The 15,784-nt window shown below is 70.7% G+C and carries 13 protein-coding genes and 1 other RNA gene; 4 read left to right on the top strand and 10 right to left on the bottom strand.

Annotation, left to right across the window (positions count from 1 at the left end):
- Window positions 1–2: 2 nt before the first annotated feature.
- The 6 genes from mraZ to PE066_RS15000 all read right to left on the bottom strand — a co-directional run bounded on the left by mraZ (window position 3) and on the right by PE066_RS15000 (window position 6,878).
- Window positions 3–431 carry a division/cell wall cluster transcriptional repressor MraZ gene (gene mraZ, locus PE066_RS15025; RefSeq protein ID WP_271233337.1) on the bottom strand — a complete coding sequence of 143 codons (429 nt, stop codon included), beginning with the start codon at window positions 429–431 and terminating at the stop codon, window positions 3–5.
- 237 nt (window positions 432–668) lie between these two features.
- Window positions 669–1,970 carry an ATP-dependent protease ATPase subunit HslU gene (gene hslU / locus PE066_RS15020; RefSeq protein WP_271233336.1) on the bottom strand — a complete coding sequence of 434 codons (1,302 nt, stop codon included), beginning with the start codon at window positions 1,968–1,970 and terminating at the stop codon, window positions 669–671.
- Window positions 1,967–2,518: an ATP-dependent protease subunit HslV gene (gene hslV / locus PE066_RS15015; protein ID WP_271233335.1), complete on the bottom strand. Its 552-nt coding sequence runs from the start codon at window positions 2,516–2,518 to the stop codon at window positions 1,967–1,969. The genes hslU and hslV overlap by 4 nt, the downstream gene beginning before the upstream one ends.
- A gap of 120 nt (window positions 2,519–2,638) precedes the next feature.
- Window positions 2,639–4,528 carry an STAS domain-containing protein gene (locus tag PE066_RS15010; RefSeq protein WP_271233334.1) on the bottom strand — a complete coding sequence of 630 codons (1,890 nt, stop codon included), beginning with the start codon at window positions 4,526–4,528 and terminating at the stop codon, window positions 2,639–2,641.
- 42 nt (window positions 4,529–4,570) lie between these two features.
- On the bottom strand, window positions 4,571–5,575 hold the full coding sequence (dksA, locus tag PE066_RS15005; protein ID WP_271233333.1) for an RNA polymerase-binding protein DksA: 1,005 nt from the start codon (window positions 5,573–5,575) through the stop codon (window positions 4,571–4,573).
- Window positions 5,576–5,828: 253 nt separating this feature from the next.
- Complete coding sequence (locus PE066_RS15000) at window positions 5,829–6,878, bottom strand: CobW family GTP-binding protein (protein WP_271233332.1); 1,050 nt, start codon at window positions 6,876–6,878, stop codon at window positions 5,829–5,831.
- Window positions 6,879–7,075: 197 nt separating this feature from the next.
- On the opposite strand from PE066_RS15000, the gene PE066_RS14995 reads away from it, so the two are divergent.
- On the top strand, window positions 7,076–8,788 hold the full coding sequence (locus PE066_RS14995; protein WP_271233331.1) for a sensor domain-containing diguanylate cyclase: 1,713 nt from the start codon (window positions 7,076–7,078) through the stop codon (window positions 8,786–8,788).
- 3 nt (window positions 8,789–8,791) lie between these two features.
- Here PE066_RS14995 and PE066_RS14990 read toward each other — a convergent pair whose 3' ends face one another.
- From PE066_RS14990 to dapF, 3 genes are read right to left on the bottom strand one after another with little or no spacing between them, the layout of a single operon-like run.
- On the bottom strand, window positions 8,792–9,727 hold the full coding sequence (locus tag PE066_RS14990; RefSeq protein ID WP_271233330.1) for a tyrosine recombinase XerC: 936 nt from the start codon (window positions 9,725–9,727) through the stop codon (window positions 8,792–8,794).
- Window positions 9,728–9,729: 2 nt separating this feature from the next.
- Complete coding sequence (locus PE066_RS14985; protein ID WP_271233329.1) at window positions 9,730–10,431, bottom strand: DUF484 family protein; 702 nt, start codon at window positions 10,429–10,431, stop codon at window positions 9,730–9,732.
- Complete coding sequence (gene dapF, locus PE066_RS14980; protein ID WP_271233328.1) at window positions 10,428–11,297, bottom strand: diaminopimelate epimerase; 870 nt, start codon at window positions 11,295–11,297, stop codon at window positions 10,428–10,430. The genes PE066_RS14985 and dapF overlap by 4 nt, the downstream gene beginning before the upstream one ends.
- Before the next feature lie 59 nt (window positions 11,298–11,356).
- On the opposite strand from dapF, the gene PE066_RS14975 reads away from it, so the two are divergent.
- Window positions 11,357–12,988, top strand: coding sequence for an MBL fold metallo-hydrolase (locus tag PE066_RS14975; protein WP_271233327.1), 1,632 nt, complete (start codon window positions 11,357–11,359; stop codon window positions 12,986–12,988).
- Between the two features lie 15 nt (window positions 12,989–13,003).
- Here the strand turns inward: PE066_RS14975 and rnpB are convergent.
- An RNA gene (gene rnpB, locus PE066_RS14970) (RNase P RNA component class A) lies at window positions 13,004–13,337 on the bottom strand.
- Window positions 13,338–13,400: 63 nt separating this feature from the next.
- Between rnpB and PE066_RS14965 the strand changes: the two genes are divergently transcribed.
- Both PE066_RS14965 and PE066_RS14960 read left to right on the top strand, forming a co-directional pair.
- Window positions 13,401–15,056 (top strand): NAD(P)/FAD-dependent oxidoreductase, encoded by a 1,656-nt coding sequence (locus PE066_RS14965; RefSeq protein ID WP_271233326.1) that lies wholly within the window; start codon window positions 13,401–13,403, stop codon window positions 15,054–15,056.
- Window positions 15,053–15,760, top strand: a complete 708-nt coding sequence (locus tag PE066_RS14960) for a ProQ/FINO family protein (protein WP_271233325.1) — start codon at window positions 15,053–15,055, stop codon at window positions 15,758–15,760. The genes PE066_RS14965 and PE066_RS14960 overlap by 4 nt, the downstream gene beginning before the upstream one ends.
- Window positions 15,761–15,784: the final 24 nt, after the last annotated feature.

Below are 15,784 nucleotides of genomic sequence, written 5' to 3'. Positions count from 1 at the left end.
CGCTAAAAAGAGAAATCCTTGAACACGTCGGGCATCTGGCCGCGCATGGCCTCGGCCTCCTTGGCCTCGTAGGTGGCCTTGTCCCAGAGCTCGAAGTGGTTGCCCATGCCCAGCAGCATGGTGTCGCGCGTGATGCCGGCGGCGGCGCGCAGCTCCGGCGAGACGAGGACGCGCCCGGTAGCGTCGAGCTCGACGTCCATCGCGTTGCCCAGAAAGATTCTCTTCCACCACTGCGCGTCCATCGGTAACGCAGCGATACGGTCTCGAAATTTTTCCCACTCGGGGCGGGGAAAGATCATCAGGCAGCCGTGCGGATGCCGCGTGATCGTGAGATGGTTGGCAGCGGTGGCGGCCAGCACGTCGCGGTGCCGGGTCGGCACGGACAGCCGACCCTTGGCATCGAGACTGACGGACGACGCGCCCTGGAACACCGCTGAGCCTGCCTGTGGGAGTGCCCAAGTGGGGTGCGAAGGCACCTTTCACCACTTAATTGCACATTTTTGCACTGTAGCAGGAAAAGCTCCGCCCGCAAGCGCCGGTGGCGCGAATTTCGCTTGTAAATCAACGACTTAGCGTCGCAAGTGCAAGCTCAACCGAGGGCAAACTCGTTCTAAATGAACGACTTAGCTGAGCCTCTGCATGTGGAACATGAAGCTCGGCGCCATTTGTCAAAGGATGTAGCGCGAAAGATCCTCGTTTCGGCTGAGCGCGGCCAGGCGGGCATCGACATAGGCGGCATCGATCGTGACCGTCTGGCCGTCCAGCCGGGCCGCCTCGAAGCTGACTTCGTCCAGCAGCCGCTCCATCACCGTGGACAGCCGCCGCGCCCCGATGTTCTCGGTGCGCTCGTTGACCTCGTAGGCGATGTGCGCCAGCCGCGTGATGCCCTCGGGCGTGAACGCCAGGCTGACGTTCTCGGTGGCCAGCAGCGCCTGGTACTGCTTGACCAGCGAGGCATGGGTGCTGGTCAGGATCGCCTCGAAATCCTGCACCGACAGCGACTGCAGTTCCACCCGGATCGGCAGCCGGCCCTGCAGCTCCGGGATCAGGTCACTCGGCTTGGCCAGGTGAAAGGCGCCGCTGGCGATGAACAGGATGTGGTCGGTGCGCACCGGCCCGTACTTGGTCGACACCGTCGTGCCCTCCACCAGCGGCAGCAGGTCGCGCTGCACGCCCTGGCGCGAGACGTCGGCGCCGGAGGTCTCGCTGCGCGAGGCGACCTTGTCGATCTCGTCGATGAAGACGATGCCGTTCTGCTCGGCGTTGTGGATGGCCTGGGCCTTGATCTCGTCCTCGTTGACCAGCTTGGCCGCTTCCTCGTCCGTCAGCAGCTTCATGGCCTCGGCGATCTTGAGCTTGCGGGTCTTGCGCCGCTGGCCGCCGAACTGGCTGAACATGCCGCGCAACTGCTCGGTCATCTCCTCCATGCCGGCCGGGCCCATGATCTCCAGCTGCGGGCGCGCCTCGGCGACGTCGATCTCGATCTCCTTGTCGTCCAGCTGCCCTTCGCGCAGCTTCTTGCGGAACGACTGGCGCGCCGCGCTGTCGGCGCCCACGCCGGGCATCAGCACGTCCAGCACGCGCTCCTCGGCGGCGTCCTCGGCACGGGTGCGGACCTTGCGCATCTCGGCCACCCGGGTCTGCTTGACGGCCATCTCGGCGAGGTCGCGCACGATCGAATCGACGTCCTTGCCGACGTAGCCGACCTCGGTGAACTTGGTCGCCTCGACCTTGATGAAGGGCGCGTCGGCCAGCTTGGCCAGCCGCCGGGCGATCTCCGTCTTGCCGACGCCGGTGGGGCCGATCATCAGGATGTTCTTGGGCGTGATCTCCGGGCGCAGCTTCTCGTCGACCTGCTGGCGGCGCCAGCGGTTGCGCAACGCGATCGCCACGGCGCGCTTGGCGTCGGCCTGGCCGACGATGTGGCGGTCGAGCTCGGAGACGATCTCCTGGGGGGTCATGGAGCTCACTCGAGCACCTCGATCGTGTGGTTCATGTTGGTGTAGATGCACAGCTCTCCGGCGATCTCCAGCGACTTCTTGACGATGTCGGTTGCGCCGAGCTCGCTGTTTTCCAGCAAGGCGCGCGCCGCGGCCTGGGCATAGGAGCCGCCCGAGCCGATGGCGACGATGCCGTGCTCGGGCTCGAGCACGTCGCCGTTGCCGGTGATGATCAGCGAGGCGTCGCGGTCGGCCACCGCCAGCATGGCCTCCAGCCGGCGCAGCACGCGGTCGGTGCGCCAGTCCTTGGTCAGCTCGATGGCGGCACGCACCAGGTGGCCCTGGTGCTTTTCCAGCTTGGCCTCGAAGCGCTCGAACAGCGTGAAGGCATCGGCGGTGGCGCCGGCAAAGCCGGCCAGCACCTTGTCGTGATAGAGCTTGCGCACCTTGCGGGCCGTGCCCTTGACGACGACGTTGCCCAGGGTCACCTGGCCGTCACCGCCCAGCGCCACTTGCCAGCGGCCGTCGGGGGTCTTGCGCCGCACGCTGAGGATGGTCGTGCCGTGAAATGGTTCCATCGTGGGTAGATGGGGCAGCCGCCCCCGATTGCAATGACGACGGGCCGTGGTGAACGGCCCGCAGGTCATTGTGGCATCGCGGCCTGGCGTGCTGGCGCCGGGCTGCATCGGCAAGTCGGATCAGTCGCGCCGCGCGCTCACCCGGGCGTACTCGCCGATGCCGATGACGTTGAAGAACGCCGCCACCAGCCGGTGCACGTCGATGAACTGCACCTGGCGGCCCTCGACCTGGCGCGCGCTCACCCAGTTGAGCAGGGTCCCGGCGGCGGTGAAGTCGATCCGGATCAGCCGCGCGCAGGAGATCACCATGAAGTCGGCGCCGGCCAGCCGGCTGTCCAGCAGCTCGATCGCTTCCTTCGCGTCGCCCAGGATCTGCCCGGCCAGCTCGACGCTGGCGACGCTGGCCATCTGCGAGCTCAGCGGCGCGCCCATCGACTCGCCGAAGCCGGTGAAGCCGGACGCGATCGAGTCGCGGAAGGCGTCGCCGACGATGGTGTTGCTGGCCACCGCCGAGCCGTCGGCCTGCAGCGGCTTGTAGTCGCAGCGCGCGCTCTCCCACGACGGCGGCGAGACCTCGTAGGTGACGCAGTAGTCGAGCGCCACCAGCTCGAATTCATCGGGCCGGTGCATCACGCGCAACACTTCCATGCGCAGCTTCCACCAGCCCGGCTCGACACCCTTGTCGCCCGACGGCGTGGCGTCGCGCAGGATGCGCTCGAGGTGTTCCGCGCCGATGAACCGAATCTGCACCGCCTGCGAGGCCCACTGGGTGAACAGCTTGGCCAGCCCCTCGACCGCCGCCTCCTCGATGGTCGCCAGCTTGGACCACGACAGGCGCCAGGGCTGGGCGGCGCGGCCCAGCGCGGCGTTGAGCGCAGCCAGTGTCTGCGTGCCCAGGCTGGACGGACAGGTCCAGTCGGCGATCGCGCCGCCCGCGGCCGGCGCGGCCGCCGCCGAGCCCATCTGGCCCACCGCTTCGGGCAGCGAGATCCACTGCGGCGCGGAACGCCCGAAGCGGCCGGCGAAGTCGATCGCGGCGCCCTCGAAGCGCTCCTGCTGGCCGGTGGCGCGGTACAGGTCGAACAGCGCGAGCCAGGTCTCATCGTGGTCGATGCGCGGCCCGCCGGGCGCCAGCACCTCCATCAGGCCGGCTTCGGCGCCGGCATCATCGCCGTTGGCGAAGCGGATCGAGGCCTCCTCCAGCTCGGGGTCGTGCGCGAACTCCTCGACGTCGATGGCGAACACCTTGGACGCGGAAAAGCCGCTGGCGCCGTTCGACTCGGGGCCGTGGTACAGCGCAGGGCGCATGCCGCCGAGCGAAGGCGGGCCGGCCGCCTTCTGCGCCTCGGCCTCGGCAGCGGACTTGCGCCAGCCGCTCGGGTCGACCGACTCGAGCATCGGCGTCGGCGCCGTCGCCACCTGGGGCTCGGCCGCGGGGGCCAGCGGCTGGGGCTCGGTGCGCACGTAGGCGCCGGACGGTGCCGGCCCACCGATCGGCGCCGGCGCCCCGGAAGCGGCCGCCGGCCGGGCGGCCGCGGCGCCCGCGGCCGGCAGGGCACCCTGCACCGTGCCGCCCGCCAGGGCGCGCGGCGCGGGATCAGACGGCATCCCGGCGCCGGGGAACGGCGTGCTCTGGGTCGAGCGCGCGGGCTCGCCATGCTTGGTCTTCCACCACTGCATGGACATCTGCGCCTCGATCTCGTCGATCTTCTTGAGCGTGCTGGCGCGGTCGTCCGGCTTGGACGGCATCGAGCTCTGGAAGAACGAGGGACGCCCCGCCGGGTCCTGGCCGGCCATCACCTCGCTGCGGCGCATCTTGCGGAGCATGTCGAACTCGCGCTTGCGCACGAAGTCGTTGCGCCGCTTGCGCTCGATCATCTCCTTGAGCATCTGCCGGGAGTACGAGCTTTCCTGCTCGCTGTCCGGGGCGCCTTCGGCCCAGTTGGCGCCCGGGTTGCGGACGAACTTCACCACCTTGGAGAAGAGGCCGGTGTTCTCGTCCTTCGGCATGTGCGCGGGTACTGCTGCAGGTGTGAAGGAGGGCCGGCGACGTCAGTCGCCGAACATCTTCTGCTTGAGCTCGCGGCGCTGCTGCGCCTCCAGCGACAGCGTGGCGGTGGGGCGCGCCAGCAGGCGGCCGACGCCGATCGGCTCGCCGGTCTCGTCGCAGTAGCCGTAGTCGCCGGCGTCGATGCGCGCGATCGACTGCTCGATCTTCTTGAGCAGCTTGCGCTCGCGGTCGCGCGTGCGCAGCTCCAGCGCGTGCTCTTCCTCGATGGTGGCGCGATCGGCCGGGTCGGGCACGATGACGGTGTCCTCGCGCAGGTGCTCGGTGGTCTCGCCGGCGTTGTTCAGGATGTCCTGCTTCAGCTGGACGAGCTTCCAGCGGAAGAACGCCATCTGCTTGTCGTTCATGTACTCCGAGTCGGGCATCGCCAGCACTTCGGCGTCGGTCAGCTCCTCGGCGGACTTGGACTTCCAGTTGTTGGCGAGCTTCGGGTCTTTCTTGACGTTGACGAGGGGCGGTGGAGTCAGCACGGATGAACTGGGGGTCTGGATGTAGCTGGCCTTGGCGGCGGTGGACGCGACCGACTGCGCCATCGAGGGCACGGTGATCTGCGCCAGCCGGGCGGACGGCCGCGTCGCGCGCGCGGGTGTCGCCTGCACCTGGGCAGGCGCCGGTCGCGGTGGCATCGCGGGCGTTGGCGCCGGCGCTACGGGGGTTGGTCGGGCACTCGCCCGGGCCGGCGCGGGCGCCGGTTTGCGGGGAGTGGCGGTCGGTTTCTGGGCCGGCGCGGCGGCCTTGCGGGCTGCCGGCGCCGCTGCGGCCTTGCGGGCCGTCGGCGCCTTGGCCGGTGTCTTGGGCTTGGCCGGTGCCTTGGCGACCGTCCTGGCCGGAGCCTTGGCCGGTGCGGCCTTGGGCGTGGAAGCCTTCTTCACGGGAGGCACCTTCTTGGCGGGCGCCTTCTTGGCCGCCACTTTCGGGGCAGCCTTGGCCGGGGTCTTCCCGGCAGCCGCCTTGGCGGATTTGGCCGGGGCCTTGGGTTGGGGCTTCACGTCCTGTCTCCTCGCAGCGCCGGCTCTGGGAGGCGTGCTCCCGGCCTGCGTCTTGTCATGGGGGTGGCCTTCATCGGAGCGAGTTATACCCTGATTGTCGGGCCACGCCGAACCGGCCGCGGGCTTTTGCCCAGCCGCCTGCGGCGCCCCGTCCACAGGGTCGGAGGCGGGCCAAGGGGAAACCCCATCATTTGCAAGCAGGACGCGCGCACGCGATCGCCTTTCGTGCCTCATGCAGGGCCGCAAGGCGGGCTCAGGCAAGGCATTGCTCGAGCCCCTGCAGGAAGATCTCGCGCGGCAGGTCGATGCCGATGAACACCATCTTGCTGGTGCGCGGCTCGGCCTCGGTCCAGGCCGGGCCGAGGTCGCTGCCCATGAGCTGGTGCACGCCCTGGAAGATCACCTTGCGGTCGGTGCCCTTCATGTTCAGCACGCCCTTGTAGCGCAGCATGCGCGGGCCGTAGATGTTGACCACGGCGCCCAGGAAGTCCTCGAGCCGGGCCGGGTCGAACGGGCGGTCGGACCGGAACACGAAGCTCTTGACGTCGTCGTCATGGTGGTGGTGATGCCCGTGCCCCTCGTGCGCATGCGAAGGGTGGTCGCAGTGCTCGCCATGCTCGTGGTCGTGGTGGTGCTCGTGCTCGTCTTCCTTCAGGAAGTCGGGGTCGATGTCGAGCTTGGCGTTCAGGTTGAAGCCGCGCAGGTCGAGCACCTCGCCGACCGGCACCTCGCCGAAGTGCACCGCGCGCTGCGGCGCGCGCGGGTTCATGTGCTTGAGGCGGTGCATCAGCGCCTCGGTTTCCTCCTGGGCCACCAGGTCCGTCTTGCTGATGAAGATCTGGTCGGCAAAGCCCACCTGGCGGCGTGCTTCCTGGCGGTCATTGAGCTGCTGGGCGGCGTGCTTGGCATCGACCAGCGTCAGGATCGAATCGAGCAGGTAGGTCTCGGCGATCTCGTCGTCCATGAAGAAGGTCTGCGCCACCGGGCCGGGGTCGGCCAGGCCGGTGGTCTCGATCACCACCCGGTCGAAGTCCAGCAGGCCCTGGCGCTTCTTGGCTGCCAGCAACTGCAGCGTCGCGCGCAGGTCCTCGCGGATGGTGCAGCAGATGCAGCCGTTGCTCATCTGCACGATCTGCTCGTTGGTGTCGCTCACCAGGATGTCGCTGTCGATGTTCTCCTGGCCGAATTCGTTCTCGATCACGGCGATCTTCTGCCCGTGCGCCTCGCCCAGCACGCGCTTGAGCAGCGTGGTCTTGCCGGATCCGAGGAAGCCGGTGAGGATGGTGGCGGGAATGAGGCTCATGGTCGGGCTGCCCGGAATCGGAAGGCGCCGAGTGTAGCGGCCCCCCGACCCCTGCGAGCCCGAGGGGTCGGAAGCTCGGCGGCAGGCCCGCCGGCGCGGCCGCCCACCCGTGGACTGCGACCTCGATTTGGGGCTGCGCGGGGCCTGCCGTCCGAACGCGGACAATCCGGGCCCAAAACCAACTCGAATTCGAAGGCATGGGGACCTGGAGGGACAAGGCCGCGGGCGCCGTCGCGGCCTGGGTGATGTTGTTGCTGATGCTGGCCTGGGCGCCGGGGGCGCGCGCCGACCGGGTGATTGCGCTGGACCCGGCCGTGGGGCAGGCGACCCTGGACAGCGCCGGCTCCGCCTGGCTGGACGTCGGCGGCCGCGCCACGCTGGCCGATGCGATGCGCCAGGACCGGGGCTGGCGCGCCACCGCGCCGGACACGGTCTATCCGCTGCGCCACGGCGATGCACTCTGGTTCCGCTTCACGCTGGCAGAAACCGACGAGAGCGAGCGCTGGTTCCTCGAAGTCCCCTACCCGGCTGTCAACCGGGTGACGCTGTACACGCCCAATGGCCAGGGGCTCTGGCTGCCGATGTCGGCCGGCGACACCCTGCCGGTGGCGCACTGGCCGCTGCCGCACCGGCACCCGCTGCTGCCGCTGCAGCTGGTGCCCGGCGAGCCGCAGCAGTTCTTCGTGCGGGTGGAGAACCCCCACAGCTTCGGCGCCCCCCTGCGGTTCACGAGCGAGCGGCAACTGCTGCTGCGCGAGCAGCGCACCGGTTTCATGCTCGGCCTGTATTTCGGGCTGGCCAGCCTGTCGGTGCTGCTGGCCGTGCTCGCCGCGGCGGCGCTGCGCGACCGTGCGTTCGGCTGGTATGCGGCCACCATCCTGCTGATGGGCCTGGCGCAGGCCTGCCTGACCGGTGTCGCCGGCCTGCACCTGTGGCCCGCGCTGGGCTGGTGGAACGACATCGCCGCGATGGCGCTGCCGGTGGTCGGGTCGGCCGCGCTGCTCGGGTTCTTCTCGGCGGTGATCTCGCTGCCGCAACGCTCGCGCCGGCTGCACCGGCTGCTGGTGGCGGTGGCGCTGTTGTGCCTGCTGGCGGCGGCCGCGCTGCCGCTGGTGCCGCCGGGCTGGCGCGTGCGCCTGATGGTGCCCGCCATCGTCCTGAGCATCGCCGCCGGCCTGTTCGTCAATGCCTGGGCGGCCCGGCGCGGCGACCGCAACGCCGGCTGGCTGCTGGCGGGGCTGGCACCGGTGCTGGTGCTCTCGGCCTTTCCGCTGGCGCGCACCTGGGGGCTGATCCCGCTCGGGTTCTGGAGCGCCTACGGCATGCCGATCGGCATCGCCATCGAACTGCCGGTGCTGCTGGCGGTGCTGGCGCGGCGCAGCCAGGACCGGCGCGAGAACTTCCGCCGCATCCAGGGGCTGGTGCGCACCGACCCGGCCACCGGCCTGATCAACGCCCAGGTGTTCGCCGAGCGGCTGACCCGGCTGATCGCACGCAGCGAGCGGCTGCGCCTGCAAAGCGTGGTGCTGCTGGTGGACATCGCCAACATCGAGCAGATCCGGCGCGACTTCGATCGCCGCCAGGCCGAGGAGATGCCGCTGTGGGTGGCCGGCCGGCTGCTGTCGGCGGTACGCGACATCGACAGCGTCGCGCGGCTGTCGGAACACCGCTTCGGGATGATCGTCGAGGGCCCCCTCACCCCCGAGGAGGCGGCCGGCACCGGCGCCCGGGTGGTGGCGCGCTGCCTGATGCCGTTCAAGGGCAAGCCCCTGGGCTGGGTGGCGCAGGTGCGCGTGGCGCAGACCGTGGTGCCCAATGGCAGCGACGCCCGGCAGGTGATCGAGCGGCTGTCGGCGGTGCTGGCGACGGTGCCGCTGGAGAGCAAGCGGGCCGTCTTCACGATCCGGTAGCCGTCAGCCCTTCTGCTTCCGCTGCGCCCGCGGATGCGCCGCGTCGTAGGCGGCGGCCAGGTGCTGGAAATCGAGGCGGGTGTAGACCTGCGTGGTGGCGATGTTGGCGTGGCCCAGCAGTTCCTGCACCGCACGCAGGTCGCCGCTGGACTGCAGCACGTGGCTGGCGAACGAGTGCCGCAGCATGTGCGGGTGCACCGGCGTCGCCAGCCCGGCCGCCAGGCTGCGCCGGCGCAGCCGCAGCCAGATCGCCTGCGCCGACAGGCGCTTGCCGCCGCGGCCGACGAACAGACCCGGGTCGTGCCTGGCCAGCCCGGGCCGCAGCGCCAGCCAGGCCTCCAGCGCGGCGATGGCCTTGCGCCCGATCGGCACCGTGCGCCGCTTGCTGCCCTTGCCCAGCACGTGGGCCTCGGCCGCCTGCAAGTCGATCCAGCCTCGCGCCGCGGCGCTGGCCGCCACGTCCAGGCCGACCAGTTCGCCGACGCGCAGCCCGCAGCCGTACATCAGCTCGACGACGGCGGCGTCGCGCGCTTCCAGCACCGGATCGGACTGCGCATCGTGGTGCTCGGCCAGCTGCATGGCGTCGTCCACGCCCAGCGCCTTGGGCAAGGGCCGCGGCGACTTGGGCGCGCGCACGTCCTGCACCGGGTTGCTGGCGATGCGGCCTTTGCGCCCCAGCCAGGCATAGAAGCCGCGCCAGCCGGACAGGATCAGCGCGATGCCGCGTCCGCTGCGGCCGGCCCCATGCATCTGTGCGACCCAGCGCCGCACGTGCGCATTCTGCACGCGCAGCAGGCCGACGCCGGCCTGCGCCGCCTGCTGCCGCAGCTTGATCAGGTCCAGCGCATAGAGCTCGACGGTGCGGGGCGCCAGCCGCTTGCCGACGCGCACGTGCTCCAGGTACTGCTCGACCAGGGCCGTGTCGTCGTCGGGGGCCATCGCTACTCGTCGCGCAGGCGCGAGAGCGCCGCCGCCGCCAGCTCGGCGATGCGCTCCAGGAAGTCGGTGCCCATGCCGGCGGCAAAGCGCTGCGGATCGGGCGAGGCCAGCACCAGCATGCCGAACGCGCGCGAGGCGTCGTGCAGCCCGCCCACGCGCAGCGGCAGCAGCGCCACCGACATCGCCATGGCCTTGTCCTCCAGCCAGTTGACCGCCTCGAAGCCGGAGTTCACGCCGCAGTAGGGCTGGGTCAGGGAGGAGGCGAAACTCCTGGCGTCGTCGCTGACGCCGGCGGCGAACTCCTCGCCGGCGAAATGCGCAGCCACGCCCCACACCTTGATCGCCACCTGCGGCACCATGAACTGGGTCATGATCTCCGAGGCGATGGTGGCCGGCAGCGCGTGCTTGGAGCGCACCAGCATGATGTTGCGCGCCCAGCGGTGCAGGCGGTCGGCGATCACCACGTTCTCGTTGCCATGCCGCACCATGTCCATGATGCGGTGCTCCAGCGCCTTGATCTTGTCGCGCAGCATCTCGGCCTGCCGCTCCTGCAGGCTCACCGCGCGGCTGCCGTGCGGGCTGGTGAGCTGCACGCTGGCCAGCAGCTGGGCGTGGCGCTCGAAGAAGTCCGGCGAGTTGACCAGGTAGTTGGCGATGTCGTCCTCGGTGATGGGAGGCACGCTGGGGATGGGGTTGCTGCTCATTCGGGTACCTCGATTTCGCCTTCGAACACGGTGACGGCGGGGCCGGTCATGAATACGGAAGCACCGACGCCGGCCCACTCGATGGTGAGCCTGCCGCCGCGCGTCTCGACATCGACGCGCGCATCGAGGCGACCCAGCCGGATACCGGCCACCACGGCCGCGCAGGCGCCGGTGCCGCAGGCCAGCGTCTCGCCGGCGCCCCGCTCCCACACGCGCAGCCGGATGCGGCCGCGATCGACGTATTCCATGTAGCCGGCGTTCACCCGGCGCGGGAAGCGCCGGTGCGTCTCGATCAGCGGACCCTGGCTGGTGACGGGCGCGGCCTCGACGTCGTCGACTTCCTGCACGGCGTGCGGGTTGCCCATCGACAGCACGGCGACGGCGGCCTGCTGCGCGCCCGCCCCGTGGCCCAGCGCCAGCGGCCACTTCTGCCAGCCGCCGGCCGGCTGCGGCTGCAGGCCGGCCGCGTCGAAGGGAATGGCCGCCGGTTCGAACACCGGCGGGCCCATGTCGACCGTGACCCGGCCATCGGTATTGAGGCGCGGCTCGATCACGCCCGACAGCGTCTGCACGCGCAGCGTGTCGGCGGTGGACAGGCCCTTGTCGCGCACGTAGCGCACGAAGCAGCGCGCGCCGTTGCCGCACTGCTCCACCTCGCCGCCGTCGGCGTTGTGGATCACGTACTCGAAATCGACGCCCGGGGCCGGCGACGGCCGCACCGACAGGATCTGGTCGGCGCCGACGCCGAAGTGCCGGTCGGCCAGAAAGCGGTACTGCGCGGGCGTGAGCTGCAGCCGGCGGTGGGTTTCGTCGAGCACGATGAAGTCGTTGCCCGCGCCCTGCATCTTGGTGAACCGGATCCGCATGAGCCGGATTATCGCGGCTGCGACAGCGGGGGCCGGCGCTTTCCTGCTGTAATGAGCCGATGGTCCGAGCCACGCAATTGCTGCACGCGCAGCGCGAACCCGTCCCCACCCGCGCCGCCGCCACGGTGCTGTTGATGCGCGACACCCCCGCCGGCCCCGAGCTGCTGATGACGCGCCGCTCGGCCTCGGCCGGATTCGCGCCGGGCGCCTATGTCTTCCCGGGCGGCGGCATCGACCCGGCCGACGCCGATGCGCACGCGATCGCCGCGCGCCGGCCGACCCAGACCGACCTGCACCTGACCCAGGCGATCGCCGCCATCCGCGAAAGCTTCGAGGAGCTGGGCGTGCTGCTGGCGCGCCACTCCGACGGCCGCTTCGCCGGCCCGGCCGACATCGGCGCACTCGACCGCCGCGCCCCCTTTGCCGAGCAGTGCCGCGCGCGCGGCCTGACGCTGGCGGCCGAGCAGATGTTCCTGCTGGCCCACTGGATCACCGACCGCGACCTGCCGCGGCGCTTCGATGTGCCGTTCCTGGTCGCGCGCATGCCCGAGGGCCAGCAGCCGCAGGCCGACGAATCCGAGCAGTTCGAGCCGGTCTGGGTGCGCCCGGCCGACGCGCTGGCGCGGCACCAGGCCGGCAGCTTCTTCATGATCTTCCCGACCATCCGCACGCTCGAGCGGCTGCGCGGGTTCGACAGCGTCGATGCCGTGCTGGCCGCCTGCGCGAGCGAGGAACCGCTGTGGCGCAGCTGCCCGCGCGCCGGCTGGCTGGCCGGCCAGGAAGCGCGCTTCATGGAGCAGGACATGCCCTATGGCGAGCTGCAGTTGGTCTCGCCCGACGGCCAGATCGTCCACCACCTCGACTGGCGAAGTGACCAGGCGGTGCCGCTGCTGAAGAACGTGCAGCGACTGACGGCGCCCAACCCCGGCTTCATGACCGGGCCGGGCACCAACAGCTACCTGGTGGGCGACGCGTCGACCGGCTACCTCGCGATCGACCCCGGCCCGGACGATCCGCAGCACCTGCGGCGCCTGTGGCAGGCCGCGGGCGGCGACATCCGGCTGATCGTGTGCACCCATTCGCACCCCGACCACTCGCCGGGCGCCCGGCCGCTGCAGGCACTGTGCGATCGGCGGCCGCCGATCCTGGGCCTGCCCTCGCAGCCGACGGCGCGGCCCGGCAGCAGCTTCACGCCCGACCGGGCGCTGGCCGACGGCGAAGTGCTGGCGCTGGAAGGCGGCGCCGAGGGCCACCGGCTGATGGTGATCCACACACCGGGCCACGCCGCCAACCACCTGTGCCTGGTGCTGCTGGAGGACGGCCTGCTGTTTTCCGGCGACCACATCCTCAACGGCAGCACCACCGTGGTCGACCCGCCGGATGGCGAAATGACGGCCTACCTCGATTCGCTGGACCGGCTGGCGGCTGCCTGCGGCGAGCACGGTATCGAATTCATCCTGCCGGCGCACGGCCATGTGCTCGGATCGGCCCTGCAAGCCATCGCCCAGCTCAAGGCGCACCGCCTGCAACGCGAAGCCAAGGTGATCGCCGCCATGCGCGCGCGCCCCGGCGGCTCGCTGCAGGACTGGGTGCCGCTGGCCTACGACGACGTCCCGCCCAAGGTGTGGCCGCTGGCGCAGCGCTCGCTGCTGGCGCACGTGCAGCGGATCCAGGCGCTGGGGCTGGCCTGATCCGCCGCTGGAAATAGGTGAAGACACGCCGATAGGCCGGATTCTGTGCGGCGCGGTTGCCCGCGCCGTGGCCGCCATTCCTCTGGGCCGGGGGTCGCCCCACCGGCTCGGTGCTACCTACCCGCCGACTCCCCGGGACCAGGTCAACGTCGGCCTACTTGGTATTGCTGCGCGTAGAGATTGCCCGTTTCACCCGGCGCGCCCTTGCGGGACACGCCGACTCGTCTCTGTTGCTCTGATCCTCACCTCGCGGTGGACAGGTGTTGCCTGCTACGCTGCCCTGTGCAGTCCGGACCTTCCTCCAGTGCCGTGTTTCCACGATTGCACCAGCGGCGGCCTGGCGTGCTTCACGCCGCGTATTATCCCGGACCCGACCGCATCCCGCGGACGGCCTGCTTGATGAACACAAGCCGTGATCCGCATCGCCGAACTCAAACTGCCGCTGGCGCAGGCCGAACAGCCTGAGCCCGCCCTGCGCGCCGCCGCGGCCGCCCTGCTGGGCGTGCCGGCCGACGCGATCGCGCGGCTGGAGGTCTTCAAGCGCAGCTTCGATGCGCGCAAGGCCGACCTGCTGGCGGTCTTCATCGTCGACCTGGCGCTGGCCGACGAAAGCCTGGAAGCGGACCTGCTCCAGCGCCACGCCGCACACCCGCACGTCGGCCCGACGCCCGACATGGCGTGGCGTCCGCCCGTGAGCGCTTCCAGCCCCCCCGAGCCGCGCCCGGTCGTGATCGGCTTCGGCCCCTGCGGCATCTTCGCCGCGCTGGTGCTGGCGCAGATGGGCCTGAGGCCGATCGTGCTGGAACGCGGCAAGCCGGTGCGAGAACGGACGAAGGACACCTGGGGCCTGTGGCGCAAGCGCGAGTTGCAGCCCGAGAGCAACGTGCAGTTCGGCGAAGGCGGCGCCGGCACCTTCTCCGACGGCAAGCTGTACAGCCAGATCAAGGACCCGCGCTTCCTCGGCCGCAAGGTGATGCGCGAGTTCGTCCAGGCCGGCGCGCCGGAAGAGATCCTGTACGTGGCGCACCCGCACATCGGCACCTTCAAGCTGGTGAAGGTGGTGGAGCACCTGCGCGAGCAGATCATCGCGCTGGGCGGCGAGGTGCGCTTCCAGCAGCGCGTGACCGGCTTCGAGATCGAGGGCGGCCGCCTGCGCGGCCTGAAGGTGCTGCACCAGGACAGCGGCGCGACGTCCGAGCTGCGCGCCGACCACGTGGTGCTGGCGCTGGGCCACAGCGCGCGCGACACCTTCGAGGCACTGCAGGCCAGCGGCGTGCAGCTGGAGGCCAAGCCCTTTTCCATCGGCTTCCGCATCGAGCACCCGCAGGGCATGATCGACCGAGCCCGCTGGGGCCGGCACGCCGGCCACCCGCTGCTGGGCGCGGCCGACTACAAGCTGGTGCACCACGCGAGCAACGGCCGCGCCGTCTACAGCTTCTGCATGTGCCCGGGCGGCACCGTGGTGGCCGCCACCTCGGAGCCGCAGCGCGTGGTCACCAACGGCATGAGCCAGTACTCGCGCAACGAGCGCAACGCCAACGCCGGCATCGTGGTGAGCATCGACGCGCGCGACTACCCCGGCGGGCCGCTGGCCGGCGTGGCGCTGCAGCGCGAGCTGGAGTCGCGCGCCTTCGAGCTGGGCGGCGGCAACTACGACGCGCCGGGCCAGCTGGTGGGCGATTTCATCGCCGGCCGTGCCTCGAGCGAATTCGGCGACGTGCTGCCTTCCTACAAGCCGGGCGTGCAGCTGGGCGACCTGCACCCGGCCCTGCCGCCCTATGCGATCGAGGCGCTGCGCGAGGCGCTGCCGGCCTTCGGCCGCAAGATCCCCGGCTTCGACCGGCCAGACGCGGTGCTGACCGGCGTCGAGACCCGCACGTCGTCGCCGGTGCGCATCCCGCGCGGCGACGATTTCCAGAGTTTGAACGTGCGCGGCCTGTACCCGGCCGGCGAAGGCGCCGGTTACGCCGGCGGCATCCTCTCGGCAGGCGTCGACGGCGTCAAGGTCGGCGAGGCGCTGGCCCGCAGCATCGCGGGCAACCGAGCCATTGCAGAACTGAATCCATGAACGAGAACGACACCCCTGCCCCCGTCCCCGACGGCTCCCCTGCTTCGGTCCCGGTTGACACGGCGCCGGCTGCGGCTCCCGCCGCGACGAAGTCCGGATCGGAACCATCCCGGCGGCGCGGCAAGAAGCCCGTCCGCGGCATCCACCCGCTGCTGCACACCCTGTTCGAGCTGTACCCCGGCCTGTTCGGCGTGCGCTTCCTGCCGCTCAAGCTGGGCGTGTTCGAGGACCTGCGCACCGCCCACCCCGACCGGCTGCCGGCGGACGAGCTGAAGGTGGCGCTGGGGCTGCACACGCGCTCCAACCGCTACCTGGAAGCGGTCGCCGGCGGCCTGCCGCGGCACGACCTGGGCGGCCAGCCGGTGGAGCCGGTCGCGCCGGAACACGTACACCACGCCATCGTCGAGCTCTATCGGCGCAAGAGCAGCTCGCCGCAGGAAGCCGCGGCGCGCCAGCGCGCGGTGTCCCAGCTGGCCGAGGCCATCGAGCGATCCGGCCTGGGCCGCGACGGCTACCGGGAGCGCTTCGGCGCCGCGCCGGAGCCGGCCCGGGGGCTGCTGGAGGAAGCGCTGATGGCGCTGGGCCAGAAGAGCGCCCGAGTCGAAGCCCTGCGCCGCGCGTTCGAGGCCAGCGGCAAGACGGCGCAGGAGTTTGCCGAGATGTACGGCCTGAGTGCGGGCGAGGTGAGGCAGCTGGCGGGCTGAACGCCCGGTCCCGGAAGAACGAAG

This window comes from Ramlibacter tataouinensis, from assembly GCF_027941915.1.
GTDB lineage: Bacteria > Pseudomonadota > Gammaproteobacteria > Burkholderiales > Burkholderiaceae_C > Ramlibacter > Ramlibacter tataouinensis_C.
Note: the sequence above shows the minus strand (reverse complement) of the source record. Positions and strands in the feature narration are given on the sequence as shown.

Excerpts from the sequence above, each read along its gene's own strand:
- hslV (WP_271233335.1), bottom strand. The coding sequence starts at position 2,518 with ATGGAACCATTTCACGGCACGACCATCCTCAGCGTGCGGCGCAAGACC.
- PE066_RS15010 (WP_271233334.1), bottom strand. The coding sequence starts at position 4,528 with ATGCCGAAGGACGAGAACACCGGCCTCTTCTCCAAGGTGGTGAAGTTC.
- PE066_RS15000 (WP_271233332.1), bottom strand. The coding sequence starts at position 6,878 with ATGAGCCTCATTCCCGCCACCATCCTCACCGGCTTCCTCGGATCCGGC.
- PE066_RS14995 (WP_271233331.1), top strand. The coding sequence starts at position 7,076 with ATGGGGACCTGGAGGGACAAGGCCGCGGGCGCCGTCGCGGCCTGGGTG.
- PE066_RS14990 (WP_271233330.1), bottom strand. The coding sequence starts at position 9,727 with ATGGCCCCCGACGACGACACGGCCCTGGTCGAGCAGTACCTGGAGCAC.
- PE066_RS14985 (WP_271233329.1), bottom strand. The coding sequence starts at position 10,431 with ATGAGCAGCAACCCCATCCCCAGCGTGCCTCCCATCACCGAGGACGAC.
- dapF (WP_271233328.1), bottom strand. The coding sequence starts at position 11,297 with ATGCGGATCCGGTTCACCAAGATGCAGGGCGCGGGCAACGACTTCATC.
- PE066_RS14975 (WP_271233327.1), top strand. The coding sequence starts at position 11,357 with ATGGTCCGAGCCACGCAATTGCTGCACGCGCAGCGCGAACCCGTCCCC.
- PE066_RS14960 (WP_271233325.1), top strand. The coding sequence starts at position 15,053 with ATGAACGAGAACGACACCCCTGCCCCCGTCCCCGACGGCTCCCCTGCT.